Here is a 12,944-nt window from a genome sequence, read left to right on the forward strand (position 1 = left end):
CGGCTGGTCTGAACCCGATCCCCGATCAGGCTGCCTCTCCCATCGGGGCGTCCGTCTGGGCCGGGTCCAGATCGCCCAGGAGATTCGGCAGCTCCTGGGCAAAGGCCGTGAGGTTGCGGTTGCACAGCCCGCCCACGTGCAACCGCCCGCCTTCGGCGATCGCCCACAGCTGCCGCGTGGCCAGCACGCTCAGCCCACCGCCCAGCAGGGTGAGGGCGAAGCCGCTGTAGACCAGTGGCACGCCCGGATCGCGTTTCAACAGGATTCCGCTGGCAGGAAGGATCCCGCTCACCCGCATCGGCACGCCGTTCACCTCGAGCGGTTCGCCGCCGATGGCGATCTGGCCCAGCCTGGCGCCATCGGCACCGAACACGGCGACGGGGCCCTGCTCACTGGTGACGCTCAGCAGCACGGGATCGGAGCCGTCCGGTCGGGTGGGGAGCACCAGTCCCCAGATCTGATCACCCAGCTGGGGAAAGCTCTGCAGGGGCACCTCGAGCACCGGACTGTTGCCGAGTCTCAGGCTGACGGCCGCCAGACTCCAGTCGGCCTGGTAGAGGGTGATGCCCTGGAACCGCAGCGGGTGATTGACGCTGATGGTGGCAGCCTTGAGCAGGTTGGGGTCTGCTCCATCACGTCCTTGATCGGGATGGTCAGCCTCCTGGTCGACCTGGCCGTTACCCCGCAGCAGACGCAGCGACGAACTGAACTGCTCCGGCCGGCCCGCCGGGTCCCGGGTGATCGCGAACTGATCCAGGGCCAGGGTGAGCGTGGTGTGGCCACGGCGGTCCACCAGTTCGAGGCTGCGCCCCGGGGCCAGGAACTGCTCGGCCCGCTGGCCCCCCAGGGCGCCCCAGGCGGCCCCCAGCATCAGAACCACCATCCCGGCATGCACAAGCAGCGGCCCCACCCGGCCGAGCACTCCCCGTCGGGCCGCCAGGCGCTCGTCAAGACGCCGTACCTGCCAGCCCCGTTGCCTCAGGCGGGAGTCCAGCCGCTCCAGGTCCGCCAGGGCATCGGTGCAGCTCAGGGTTTCGGCGACGGTGAGTTTGCTGAGCTGCCTCGGGGTGCGGTAATCGACCCAGCGCAGGGCTGCCTGCAGCGCGGGCCACTGGCGCCGCCAGCTGCACAGCACCAGGGAGAGCGCCAGCCAGGCCAGCAGGGCCAGAAACCAGCGGCTGGAGTAGACGTGATCCAGCTCGAGCCCCAGAACGGCGTCACCAGGCAGCAGGCCCAGCCACGGTTGGGGGTCATAGAGCTTGTGATAGAAGCTGGCGCTTTCCTGCTGGGGAATGAGCGTTCCCACCGCACTGGCCGCGGCGATCACCACCAGCAGGCCGATGGCCAGCTTCAGGTCTGCAATCCAGCCCACCAGACGGAGCAAGGGTGTCATGGCCGCGGCATCAGGCGAGGTTGGCCACCAGGGTGATCAGGCCGCTGCTCAGCAGGACCACACCGCTGATCGGGGGCACCCACTGGCCCAGCTGGCGCAAGCGCAACAGCCCGGGAAGGGTGGCGGCGGCCGTGCCAGCCAGCAGGAGGGGCATCACCTGGCCGGCCCCGAAGCTGGTGAGCAGCAGCATGCCCATCAGGGGCTGACCCATCTGGGTGAGCCAGCCCAGAAGCACGGCGAGCACTGGGGTGGTGCAGGGTGTGGCGGCCAGGCCGAAGGCAAGACCAGCAGCCAGGGGGGCCAGGGGAGCAGGCACCCGCTGCCTCCAGCGTTCGGGATCGGGACCCACCGGCAGGGAGAACCGCAGCAGCCCCAGCAGATTGAGCCCCATGGCCACGGCCAGCAGGGCCACAAGGGTGGGAACCAGGCCGGGGATCTGGCCGTAGACCCTGCCGAGCAGGCCGCTGGCCAGGCCCAGCAGCACCATGGCCATGACGATCCCACCAGCGAAGGAGGCGCTGCGCAGCCAGGGCAGAGCTGGAGCCTCGGAGTCCCGGAAGCCGGCCAGGTAGGCCACCGTGATCGGCAGCAGTGAGAGGGAGCAGGGCCCCAGGCTGGTGAGCAGGCCTCCGGCGAACACCACCAGAAGGGTTGTGGGGCCTGGATGGCTGAGGGAGTGCTGGAGCAGCAACTCGCTGCTGCGGGCCCAGTCGGCCGCGTTTGCCCCGAAGTCCAACATGAACCAACCCTATCGGGAAGGCTGCAGCCTCCGGCGACGGGGCTCCGGGGTGAGGCCGCCGGATTCCAGCGAACACCGGATCAGCAGACCGCAGATCAGCAGGCTCGCCATCAGCGAATTGCCGCCGTAGCTGATCAAGGGCAGCGGCAGCCCCGTGGTGGGCATCGCGCCGCTGGCCACGGCGATGTTCAGGATCGACTGGCCGATCAGCAGGGTCGTGGCCCCCATGGCCACCAGGCGTTGCTGGTTGCTGCGGCAGCTCAGGGCCACCCGCAGGCCCACGAAGCCGAACAGCAGCAGAAACAGAAGCAGCACGGCCGAGCCGACAAAGCCGAACTCCTCGGCGTAGACCGCAAAGATGAAATCCGTGGTCTGAATCGGCAGGTATTGAAGCTTCTGGGTGGAGAGGCCGAAGCCTTCACCCAGAAGCCCGCCGGAGCCGATCGCCATCAGGCTCTGAACCAGTTGGTAGCCGTCCCCCTGGGCATCCCGCCAGGGGTCGAGAAAGGAGATCACCCGCAAGCGCTGGTACTCGTTGATCAGGATGCTGGCCGTGCCGAGCAGGCCTCCGGCTCCCGCTGCGCCCAGCAGCAGGGGATAGCCGACGCCGCCTGCCAGGGCCATCAACCACAGCAGGAGACCGCTGAGGGCGGCGGTGCTGAGATTCGGCTGCTTGAGGATCAGCAGGATCAGGCCGCCGAACACGCCCAGCCAGAGCAATTTCTGATCGAGGCTGATCCGGCGCCAGTGGGCGAAGAGGGCAGCACCCTGCAGCACCACGAAGGGCTTCACCAGTTCCGAGGGCTGCAGCTGGATCGGGCCCAGCACGAGCCAGCGGCTGGCGCCGTTGACGGTGCTTCCCACCACCAGGGTGGCGGCCACCAGCAGGGTGCCGATCAGAAGCGCGAGAGGGGCCAGATGCAGCCATCGGCGGATGCTGGTGCGCACCGCCATCCAGAGCAGCCCCCAACTGGCCACCATCCAGATGATCTGGCGCTTGATGTAAAACGCTCCGTCGCCCATCTCCCGCTCCGCCACCCACCAGCTCGCCGAGCCGAGCACCAGCAGCCCCATCACGCTCCAGAGGCCGACCAGAGCGAGAAGAAGCCGCGCCTCCGCCGGCCATTGCGCCCATGGCCAGGGCAGCAGGCTGCGGGCGAGGTCGCCCTGGTGCGGGCGGCGGCCAGGACGATTGGGGAGGGCGGCAGAGCGGGACAAGGTGGAGGAACCCGGCCGGAAGGAGGCCATCAGGGCTCCCCATTGAGCCGCTTCCCTGCCCCTTTTGTCGAGTCTCAGGGCCGCCGCAGGAGCTGTCCGAGACCAGGCGCGTTGGGCTGGGGGCTGGCAGCAAAAAAGCCCGGCCGTCAGGGCCGGGCTTTTGGATGCAATTCTGTTGGAAATCGCTGTGCAGATGGAAATCGCTGCGTAAGATCCCGACGGCGGAGACTGGATCTCAGCAGACTGCTGGCTGGACTGGTCTCAGTTGCCCACGTTCACCTGACGGCGGCCCGTGGCCAGCTCGACCTTGAGGATCTTGCCGCCCTGCTTCATGATTCGCTGCTGCTCAGCAAACCAGCTCTCATAGGGCACCCACTTGGTGAAGTAGGTGTTCTGGAGTTCGCGCTGGGTGCGGGATTTCTCCGGACAGGGAATGCAGGCAGTGACCTTGAACAGACGCATGGAAAGATCCTTGGAGGGGGTCCAGAGACGCTGGATCAGTTGCCCAGACCAGAGCAGATGTAGTCGAAATAGACCGCCATCTCGCGGCCAGCATCAGGCCCCACAAGGGAGGCGGTGACTTCCTTCATGGCCTGGATCGACTGCACGGTGGCCCCGATGGGCACACCCAGGGAGTTGTAGGTTTCCTTGAGGCCGTTGAGCACGCGCTCGTCGAGAATCGAGGTGTCGCCAGCCAGCATGGCGTAGGTGGCGTAGCGGAGGTAGTAGTCCAGGTCGCGGATGCAGGCGGCATAGCGACGGCAGGTGTACATGTTGCCGCCCGGACGGGTGATGTCCGAATAGAGCAGTGACTTGGCCACAGCCTCTTTGATGATGGCTGAAGCATTCGCACTGATGGTGGCGGCGGCACGGACGCGCAGTTCGCCGCTGGCGAAGTACTGCTCAAGCCGTCCCATGGCGGAACCATCCAGGTACAGGCCCTGGACGTCGGCCTGATTGATGACGTTGGTGATGGCGTCTTGCATGAATCCTGCTGATGGCGATGGAAGAGAGGGGAGGAAGCAGCCTCAGGAGAGGGCGCCGATGACGTAGTCGAAGTAGAAGCCAGCTTCTTCGGCGTCCGCGCCCGTGAGCATGCCGGTGGCCACATTCTTCATCTCACGGATGGCTTCAGCCATCGCATCGAGAGGAGTGCCGAGAGACCGATACATCTCCTTGGCACCGATGATCCCGATCTCTTCGATGGGAGTGACATCGCCGGCAACCACGCCATAGGTCACCAGGCGGAGGTAGTAGTCCATGTCGCGGAGGCACGAAGCCGTCATCTCCTCGCCGTAGGCATTGCCACCAGGGGAGATGACGTCGGGGCGCCGCTGGAACAGGGCACCGCCGGCGGTCTTGACGATCCGCTCGCGGCTCTCGCTGAGGACCTGAGCCACGCGCACGCGGCGTTGGCCCGCAGCGACGAAGGACTTGATCTGGTCGAGTTCGCCAGGGCTGAGATAGCGGGCTTCGGCGTCCGCGTTGATGATCGAGTTGGAGACGATGCTCATGCAGTTCTGCCTCGAAACAAGCGGCCGCCTTGACGGAGACCGGTATCCGGTGGGTAAGGGAAAGATCGACTCGCGCCGATCGCCGAATCATTCTGCGCCAAGGGGCTGCGGTGGCTCCTGCTCCGGTAACAGTTCTTCACGGCGCATCGGTTTGTGAAAGCCCTTGTGCCGCAACGGTTTTGAAGGTTGTTTCCAATAGCGGTGAAACCCTCCGTCTGTTCACTGTGGATTTGAGATCTTGAGGCCGCGCCTGTTGTGAGCGGATTGATTTCCGTGGAGCAGTGTTAATTCCAGAAACAACAATGCCACCACCCGCGAACTTCATCGAAGGCGGTGGTGGTTGTTGCGGAGCCCCGGCGATGGCCTGGCGGGTTGTCTCCGGGTGGCTTGGGCTTCAGAGGGCGCCCTTGGGGCTCGGTGTGAGACCGGCATTGCCGGCATAGAGCGCCGCCGTTCGGTTCACGGTCGTCAGCGGCTGACCGGGTGCAGTGCTGAGTCCACGGATGTAGGGGACCGTGTCCTGTCCGAAGACCTTGGCGTATTCAGGCGAGTTCAGCAGATCCTGAACGGCGGCCACCTGGCCCTGTTTGCCCCGGATCGCCAGAAAGCGGCTCACCTCCCCGGGCTGGGCAGCTCTGCCGAGCAGGGCGAGGTAGGCCGCGGAGGCGGCCCTCAGGGGAGCCATGCGGTTGAGGCGTTGCTGGAAGAGTTCACCGGTGGCGAGCTGCCCGACGAATTCGCCGGCCGTGAGCTGGGTGTTGCGGAACTGGGATTCCGCATCCGTGAGACGCTCGGCAGCCAGGGGGACCCGGTTGAGCAGTTGCCGGTAGGTGGCTTCGAGAGCTTCCTGAACCTGGCTTTCGGTGGCCGTGCGGCCGATCCGCACGGGGCGCCCCAGGCTCTGGCGTCGCTTGAACCCCTGGGGCTGATCGGGACGCAGGGCTTTGCGCATGGCATCGCCGGGTTGCACGGCAGGCGCAGTGGCCAGGTTCGTGCTCTCGGCCTTGCGCCAGCCGCCGCTGGGGACCGCCGCCGGGGCAGGACTGGTGAAGCCCTTGCCGCCAGGCGTGCTCCAGTAGGGGCTCACGCCGGCGGGGCGCCAGGTGCGGGCCGGAGCCGGTTTCTCCCGGATGGTCTGGCTCTGCACCGCGTCGGTCGCAGGACGGTTCACCTCCCCCCCCGCGATCTTGGCGCTCCAACCCCCGCGGATGACCGTGGCGCGGTCCGGCAGGTTGCGCGGGGTGATGTCGCCGATGGTGCGGACGGCCATCGGAGGGGTGACTTCTGGCCGCTTGGCTGGGGTGAGATCGGGGTAGGCCGCGGCGATGAAGGGTCGGTTGAGGCCAGGCACCTTCCGGGCCGTGCGATCGGTGGGGGTGATGAAACGCTCGAAAGGAACGGTGTCTTCGCCGAAACAGTCGTTGTATTCGCGGCTGTTCAGCATGGCGTCGACGACGCCATAGAAGCCGAGCCGGGCCGCGGTATCGAAGAGGGCGTCGATCTCCCAGCGGCCGAAGGTGGGACGGCCGAGCAGCCGACGATGCATCACCTCGATGGCCTTGGTGATGTAGAGGCCACTCCAGTAACGCCGGCGGAAGGCGTTGGAGCGGGCGACCTGACGGACGAATTCTCTCAGGCTGATATCACCGTTTTCGAGCTTGATCTCCTCAACCTTGTTGCGTTCGCCGGCATAGCCGGTGTTTCCCAGCACCTGGACGTAGACCGCATTGATGACCGCCTGGGTGCTGGATTCGGTTCCCCGCACGCTTGGCTGGCCGCCTCGTCTGGGCACGGAATTGCCACCGGTGGCGATCTGCTGCAGCCGCACCACCCGGGGCCCCACCCTGCGGGGCGCTGCCTTGCGGAACTGGGCGCTGTCCATCTGGCCGGGCTGGTTGAGCCCGTTGCCGATCAGAATCCTGCGGCTGTCGTAGCCGAAGGGGGCAGGCCTGGTGGCCACGCTGGCCGTGCCGGAGGGGAAGATGGCCCCATAGGTGAGGCCCAGGGGGTCATTCCCGCCGCCGTAGGGATGCTGGTCGGGGAAGGGCTGGCGGTAGGACGCGTAGAGCGTGACGTACTGCGGAGCGCCTTCGAACGGCGCACTGAAGCGGAAGAGCTTGCGGTTGGATCCCCAGCCGGCACTCTCCTGGGCCTCTTCTCCGAGGTCTCGCAGATAGGGAACGGTTTCCTCGCCGAACACCCTGGCGTACTCCATGGAGTTCACCAGGCAGTCGACCAGACCGGGAAGGCCCTGGGCGCTGACGATGTCGAAGAACTTGGTGAATTCTTCCCTGGAGCTGATTCCTCTCCCGAGGAAGTGGCGGAAGGCCAGCTCCACGGCCCGGCTGTTGGAGAAGCGCCCATAGAACTGCTTCAGGTACTCCTTGCTGCGACCTAGGGCGCGGATGAACTCCCGCATGGAGATCTGACCCTGGCGGACCTGGGTGGCCTCGACAGGGCAGATTTCCTGGCCGTAGCCCTTGACGATGTCACGCTCAAACACCTGCCGGTAGGCAGCCCGGATGACCTCGGCCTTCTGAGTACCGGTCATCGCCGGCTTCATCACGAAGCGCTGGACCTTGCCCTGAGCTCCCAGGGCGTAGGTGGCCGGAAGCTGCAGCCCTTGCGTCACGGGGCTGCCGAGGCGCTGGCGTGCTGAGGGAGTGGGTATGGCCAGCTCGCTCAGCAGAACGTTGAAATACTGGATCACCAGTTGGCGGGTTTCCGGCTCCGCCTTGAACAGGCCGGCCGAGGCTGCCCGCATCTCCTGGAGGGCCACATTGGTGGCGGCCAGGGAGCACGCCTTCTCGAGCACATCCCGCAGGCCTCGGGTGTTCACCGCCAGGATGCTGGGATCTCCGGCCACGAGTGCATAGCCCACGTAGCGGAGGAACCAGGCCAGATCCCGGATCGATTTCCGCATCCGGGCGGTGCCGTAGATGCCCACGGCGATGGGGGCGAATCCGGTGGGCAGCACGACCCGAACATCGGCATCGCCCCCGGCACCTTCCAGCAGGCGGCCGATCAGATTGCCCTTGCCGGTGGTTCCGGCGGCGCCTGCGAAGGTCTGGACCGAGCGCTGGAACGCCGCCTGGTCAGCGGCGAGCGGGCTGCTGTCACCCGAGCGGGCCCCAGGGCTCAAGGGCGCATCCAGATAGGAGAGGGGTGTGCCCCCGGAAAAGATCCGATTGGCCGCCTTGGCCACGATGAAATCGGCGTTCTCCGAGAGCCGCTGGGCTGCAGCGACACGGCGCTGGCCGCTCTGGAAGAAGGTGATCAGGTTGTCGAGCTCGCCCCCGTCGGGGAAGCGATCCTCCTGCTCTGCCTGACGGACGCTGGACAGCGGCAGTGTGTCGTAACGCTGGGGAGCAACCCTGGTGCTGCCGCTGCTGGCGGTCACGGTCATTGACGAGAGCGAACCGGGCGGGGCCAACTTACGGCTGGCCCCGTGGCGGCCATGGGGGGCATGAACAAATGTTTGCAGCCCCACCGTGGTCCGGGCTTCAGCCATGAAATGCTCGCCGGGTTGCCCGCTCCTGCTCCGTGTCCGTCAGCGATGCCGCCACGCCAACGGTCAGTGCCTTCTACGACCGTTTCCCCTACCCCGGGGATCCACTTCAGGACGGTCCACCGCCCGGATACAACTGGCGCTGGTGCGTGGACAGTGCCTGGGCCTTCGTCCACGGTGCCCTGCCTGAGGCCCCGGCTGAGGGCGGCCGCCGCTGGACCGTGCTCGATGCGGGCTGCGGCACCGGGGTGAGCACCGATTACCTCTGCCACCTCAATCCGGGCTGCCGGGTCCTGGCCGTGGACATCAGTCCAGGATCCCTGGCGGTGGCCCGTGAGCGCACCCGGCGATCCGGTGCCCTTGCGCAGGCGGCCGAGCTGCGCATCGAGCAGCGCAGTCTTCTCGACCTCGCGGGTGAGGGCCCCTTCGACTACATCAATTCCGTCGGGGTGCTGCACCACCTGCAGGAGCCCGAGGCTGGCCTCAAGGCCCTGGCCCGCCTGCTGCGCCCGGGTGGTGTGCTTCACCTGTTCCTCTACGCCGAGGCCGGTCGCTGGGAGATCCACCGCACGCAGAAGGCGCTGCAGCTGCTGGCGGCTGGCACCGGGGCGGAGGGACTGCGTCTCGGCCGCCAGCTGTTCAGCACCCTGCCCGAGTCCAACCGCTTACGGCGGCACCATGAGCAGCGCTGGGCGCTGGATACGGCGGCCGACGTCAACTTCGCCGACATGTACCTGCATCCCCAGGAAACCAGCTATGACCTCGAGGGTCTGATGCACTTCGTCGCCAGCGCCGATCTGAGCTTCGCCGGGTTCTCCAACCCGCAGGTCTGGGATCCGGCGCGGCTGCTGGGCGGTGAGCTGCTGGACCGTGCCCTCGCGCTGCCCAAGCCGCAGCAGTGGGCCCTGGTGGAGCAACTGGATCCGGACATCAGCCACTTCGAGTTCTTCCTGACCAAGGGGCCGGTCGAGCGCCAGTCCTGGACGGAGGACAGCGGGCTGCTGCAGTGTCGGGGGGAGGTCAACCGCTGCCTCTGGGGCTGGCCCTCGCGCGACCTGCTCGGTCCGGATCTGATGCCCCTCAGCATCGAGGCTGAGGACCTGGCCTTGCTCCAGGCCTGGCAGGGCCACCCGGGCAAGACCCTCGGCGCGCTGCCCCTCGCCATGGAGTCCAGGGAACGTTGCCGCCGGGCCCGTCAGCTGTCAGGCCTGGGAGTGCTCCATCTGGTCGCTTAACGCTGCGTGATAAGTTGCCGGGGCTTTTGCCCTACGGCGCGCTTGCAGGTCACCGTCCCCATGGATTCCTGCTCCTCCCCCGCCGCAGGGTCCGAAGCAGGCTCCCAGGTCGCGGCTCCCGCCTCGCTTCTCCCTGCTCAGGAGAGGACTGAAACTGATGACTACGCCCGTCTCCAGCGCCGCCTTCTGGTGGCAACGGCGGCGGTCACGGTCGCCGTGGCTCTCGTCACCTGGCTGCTGGTAAGCGGCTCAGCGGCCCGCAGCCTGGCCCTGGGGGGAGCCTGTGGGCTCCTCTACATGCGCCTGCTGGCCAGGAGCGTCGGCCGGCTCGGTCCGGAGTCGCGCTCCCTCGGTCGTTTTCAGATCGTGGTGCCCGCTCTGCTGGTGGTTGCGGCCGCCAAGGTTCCGGCCATTGAGCTGTTGCCGGCGCTGGCCGGCTTCGTTCTCTACAAGCCCGCCCTGCTCCTGCAGGCCTTCCTGAATCCCTAGAACCACCACACCTCCATGGTTCCCTTGCCCCTTCACCTTCCCTTCGCTGAGTTGGAGGTTGGCCAGCAGTTCTACTGGCACCTCGGCAACCTTCAGCTCCACGGCCAGGTCTTCATCAGCTCCTGGGTCGTGATCGGTGCTCTTCTTGCGCTCGTCGTGGTGGGAACCCGGAAGATGGAGCGAGACCCGCGAGGGGTCCAGAACCTGCTCGAGTTTTTGTGGGATTACCTCCGCGACCTGGCCCGTGAGCAGATCGGCGAGAAGGCCTACCGGGACTGGCTTCCCTTCATCGGCACCCTCTTCCTCTTCATCTTCGTCTGCAACTGGGGCGGGGCCCTGATCCCCTGGAAGCTGATCGAGCTTCCCAACGGTGAACTCGGCGCTCCGACGGCTGACATCAACACCACCGTGGCGATGGCCCTTCTGGTGTCGCTCTCCTACTTCTATGCCGGACTGAGCCGGAAGGGTCTTCGCTACTTCGAGTACTACGTGGAGCCCACCCCGATCATGCTCCCGTTCAAGATCATCGAGGATTTCACCAAGCCTCTTTCCCTCTCCTTCCGTCTGTTCGGGAACATCCTGGCCGATGAGCTCGTGGTGGCCGTTCTGGCCTTCCTCGTGCCGGTGATCGTGCCGCTTCCGGCCATGTTCCTTGGCCTGTTCACCAGCGCCATTCAGGCCCTGATCTTCGCCACCCTCGCCGCGAACTACATCGGCGAGGCCGTGCACGAAGAGCACCACTGAGCCCTGGTCCTGCCAGGCCGGTCCCCACGGTCTGGCAAACTCGTCGCGCGCAGGTCCGGGTGGAACCGGGCCCACCCCTGTGGTGTCCCGGGCGCGCCTAGCCCTTCCCGCGCTCTCCCTGCGCTCTCTTACCTCTTTTCCACCAATGAGTGATCTGACCTCCGCCGCTTCCGTTCTGGCCGCCGCTCTGGCCGTGGGTCTCGCCGCCATCGGTCCTGGCATCGGCCAGGGCACCGCAGCCGGTCAGGCTGTGGAAGGCATTGCCCGGCAGCCTGAGGCCGAAGGCAAGATCCGCGGCACGCTGCTGCTGTCGCTGGCCTTCATGGAAGCCCTCACCATCTACGGCCTGGTCGTGGCTCTGGTGCTGCTGTTCGCCAATCCCTTCGCAGGCTGATCATCGACCCGCGGGGATTGGCCACCCTCTCCCCGCGGTGACGGTTCTCCTGTCCACCCCGGCGCTCTTTCCCCATGACCAGCTGGCTTCTGCTCACCGCAGCTGATGCCGCCTCCAGTGCCGCTGCCAGTGCCGCTGCCAGTGCTCCGGAGGGAGGTCTCTTCGACCTCGATGCCACCCTGCCGCTGATGGCGGTTCAGGTCGTCATCCTCACCTTCATTCTCAATGCCCTGTTCTTCCGGCCCGTGGGCCGGGCCGTGGAGGAACGCGAGGGCTTCATTGCCACCAGCCGCGCGGAGGCCAAGCAGAAGCTGGCCCAGGTGCAGCGCCTCGAGGCGGATCTCACCGAGCAGCTCAAGGAGGCCCGTCAGCATGCCCAGAAGCTGATCGTCGAGGCCGAACAGGAGTCCGACAAGCTGTACCGCGAGGCGCTGGCGACGGCTCAGGCCGAAGCCATCGCCACCCGCGAGAAGGCCCGCCGCGACATCGAGTCCGAGAAGGATCGCGCTCTCAGCGCCATCAAGACCGAGGCCGAACGACTCGGTTCCCTCATCGTCGATCGTCTGCTGGCTGCATCATGACCCTCCAGTTCTCTGCCACCGCCCTGTTCGCCCACCACGGCGGGTTCGGCATCAACGTCAATCCCTTCGAAACGAACCTGATCAACCTGATCATCGTGATCGGTGTGCTGGTCTGGTTCCTGCGCGGATTTCTGGGGGGGATGCTGGAACGCCGTCGTCAGGCGATCCTCGCCGACCTCTCCGACGCCGAGGACCGTCTCACCCGTGCCACCGCTGAGCTCACCCGCGCCCAGGGTGATCTGGCCGCCGCTCAGCAGAAGGCCGAAACCATTCGCCGCGACGGCGTCGCCAGGGCGGCGGCCGTGCGTGAGGAGAGCGAAAAGCGCACCATCGAGGAAATGGCCCGGCTCAAGGAAGATGCGGTGGCCGATCTCAATGCCGAGGCGGCCCGTGTCTCTGACCTGCTGCGCCGCGAAGCCGCCCGGCAGGCCATCGAGAAAGCTCTGGCCTCCCTGCCGAAGAAGCTCGATGCGGCGGCCCAGAGTCGACTGATCGATCAGTCCATCCGCAATCTGGGGAACGCCTGATGCCTCTCCTTAACACCATCGCCACGCCCTACGCCGAAGCCCTGCTTCAGGTGGCTGAATCCCGCCGGGAGACCGACACGGTCGCCGACCAGGTGCGTGGCTTGCTCCGGGTCTGGAACTCCAGTGCCGAGCTCAGGGCCGCCATGGCCTCTCCTGTGCTGGAGCCCGAGGCCAAGAAGGCGGCGTTGGCCGCTCTTTTTGGAGCCGACCTCACGGCGTCGCTGCAGAACCTGCTGAAGCTGCTCGCCGATCGTCAACGCATCACGGTGCTGGACGCTGTGTTGCTCCGCTTCCTTGAGCTCTACCGCGACCTGCGTCAGATCACCCTGGCCAGGGTCACTGCGGCCACCCCGCTCTCTGACGATCAGCAGAGCCAGCTCAACGAGCGGGTCAAGGCCATTGCCGGCACGGACTCCGTTGAGTTCGAGATCCAGATCGACCCGTCCCTCATCGGTGGCTTCATCGTCAGCATGGGCTCCCAGGTGATCGACGCCAGCCTCTCCGGTCAGGTGCGTCGGTTGGGTCTGGCCCTGGCCCGCGTGGGCTAGCCACTCCGTTCACGCCCTTTTCCCTTCTCCGCACTCTTTTCATCAGCTCCCCCG

14 protein-coding genes are annotated in these 12,944 nt (G+C 66.5%); 7 read left to right on the forward strand and 7 right to left on the reverse strand.

What is annotated here, in order from left to right:
• Positions 1–25 precede the first annotated feature (25 nt).
• The 7 genes from CPCC7001_RS12735 to CPCC7001_RS12765 all read right to left on the reverse strand — a co-directional run bounded on the left by CPCC7001_RS12735 (position 26) and on the right by CPCC7001_RS12765 (position 8,270).
• Positions 26–1,393 carry a cytochrome c biogenesis protein ResB gene (locus tag CPCC7001_RS12735; RefSeq protein ID WP_006909094.1) on the reverse strand — a complete coding sequence of 456 codons (1,368 nt, stop codon included), beginning with the start codon at positions 1,391–1,393 and terminating at the stop codon, positions 26–28.
• A gap of 10 nt (positions 1,394–1,403) precedes the next feature.
• Entirely contained in the window at positions 1,404–2,132 is a 729-nt protein-coding gene (locus CPCC7001_RS12740; protein WP_006910815.1) for a cytochrome c biogenesis CcdA family protein, read from the reverse strand.
• 9 nt (positions 2,133–2,141) lie between these two features.
• Positions 2,142–3,380 carry an FtsW/RodA/SpoVE family cell cycle protein gene (locus tag CPCC7001_RS12745; RefSeq protein WP_006910526.1) on the reverse strand — a complete coding sequence of 413 codons (1,239 nt, stop codon included), beginning with the start codon at positions 3,378–3,380 and terminating at the stop codon, positions 2,142–2,144.
• Positions 3,381–3,611: 231 nt separating this feature from the next.
• Positions 3,612–3,812, reverse strand: coding sequence for a phycobilisome linker polypeptide (locus CPCC7001_RS12750; protein WP_006911188.1), 201 nt, complete (start codon positions 3,810–3,812; stop codon positions 3,612–3,614).
• 35 nt (positions 3,813–3,847) lie between these two features.
• Positions 3,848–4,336 (reverse strand): allophycocyanin subunit beta, encoded by a 489-nt coding sequence (gene apcB, locus CPCC7001_RS12755; RefSeq protein WP_006909433.1) that lies wholly within the window; start codon positions 4,334–4,336, stop codon positions 3,848–3,850.
• 42 nt (positions 4,337–4,378) lie between these two features.
• Positions 4,379–4,864 carry an allophycocyanin subunit alpha gene (locus CPCC7001_RS12760; RefSeq protein ID WP_006911806.1) on the reverse strand — a complete coding sequence of 162 codons (486 nt, stop codon included), beginning with the start codon at positions 4,862–4,864 and terminating at the stop codon, positions 4,379–4,381.
• A gap of 394 nt (positions 4,865–5,258) precedes the next feature.
• Entirely contained in the window at positions 5,259–8,270 is a 3,012-nt protein-coding gene (locus CPCC7001_RS12765; RefSeq protein WP_006911742.1) for a phycobilisome rod-core linker polypeptide, read from the reverse strand.
• 137 nt (positions 8,271–8,407) lie between these two features.
• Here CPCC7001_RS12765 and CPCC7001_RS12770 point away from each other — a divergent pair, with 137 nt between their 5' ends.
• From CPCC7001_RS12770 to atpH, 7 genes are all read left to right on the forward strand, one after another.
• Positions 8,408–9,607: a bifunctional 2-polyprenyl-6-hydroxyphenol methylase/3-demethylubiquinol 3-O-methyltransferase UbiG gene (locus CPCC7001_RS12770; RefSeq protein WP_006909555.1), complete on the forward strand. Its 1,200-nt coding sequence runs from the start codon at positions 8,408–8,410 to the stop codon at positions 9,605–9,607.
• A 189-nt stretch (positions 9,608–9,796) separates the two neighbouring features.
• A complete protein-coding gene (locus CPCC7001_RS12775) occupies positions 9,797–10,096 on the forward strand; it encodes a hypothetical protein (protein ID WP_225867249.1) in 300 nt (99 codons plus the stop codon).
• 15 nt (positions 10,097–10,111) lie between these two features.
• Positions 10,112–10,840, forward strand: coding sequence for a F0F1 ATP synthase subunit A (gene atpB / locus CPCC7001_RS12780; protein WP_006911604.1), 729 nt, complete (start codon positions 10,112–10,114; stop codon positions 10,838–10,840).
• A gap of 145 nt (positions 10,841–10,985) precedes the next feature.
• Positions 10,986–11,234 carry an ATP synthase F0 subunit C gene (gene atpE / locus CPCC7001_RS12785; RefSeq protein WP_006911576.1) on the forward strand — a complete coding sequence of 83 codons (249 nt, stop codon included), beginning with the start codon at positions 10,986–10,988 and terminating at the stop codon, positions 11,232–11,234.
• Positions 11,235–11,308: 74 nt separating this feature from the next.
• Positions 11,309–11,815 (forward strand): F0F1 ATP synthase subunit B', encoded by a 507-nt coding sequence (locus CPCC7001_RS12790; RefSeq protein ID WP_006909470.1) that lies wholly within the window; start codon positions 11,309–11,311, stop codon positions 11,813–11,815.
• The gene (locus CPCC7001_RS12795; protein ID WP_006910844.1) at positions 11,812–12,342 is read left to right on the forward strand and encodes a F0F1 ATP synthase subunit B; all 531 of its coding nucleotides are present in this window, start codon (positions 11,812–11,814) and stop codon (positions 12,340–12,342) included. Before CPCC7001_RS12790 ends, CPCC7001_RS12795 begins: the two co-directional genes overlap by 4 nt.
• Entirely contained in the window at positions 12,342–12,890 is a 549-nt protein-coding gene (gene atpH, locus CPCC7001_RS12800) for an ATP synthase F1 subunit delta (RefSeq protein WP_006909590.1), read from the forward strand. Before CPCC7001_RS12795 ends, atpH begins: the two co-directional genes overlap by 1 nt.
• The last annotated feature ends 54 nt before the right edge of the window (positions 12,891–12,944 follow it).

This window comes from Cyanobium sp. PCC 7001 (assembly GCF_000155635.1).
Taxonomy (GTDB): domain Bacteria; phylum Cyanobacteriota; class Cyanobacteriia; order PCC-6307; family Cyanobiaceae; genus NIES-981.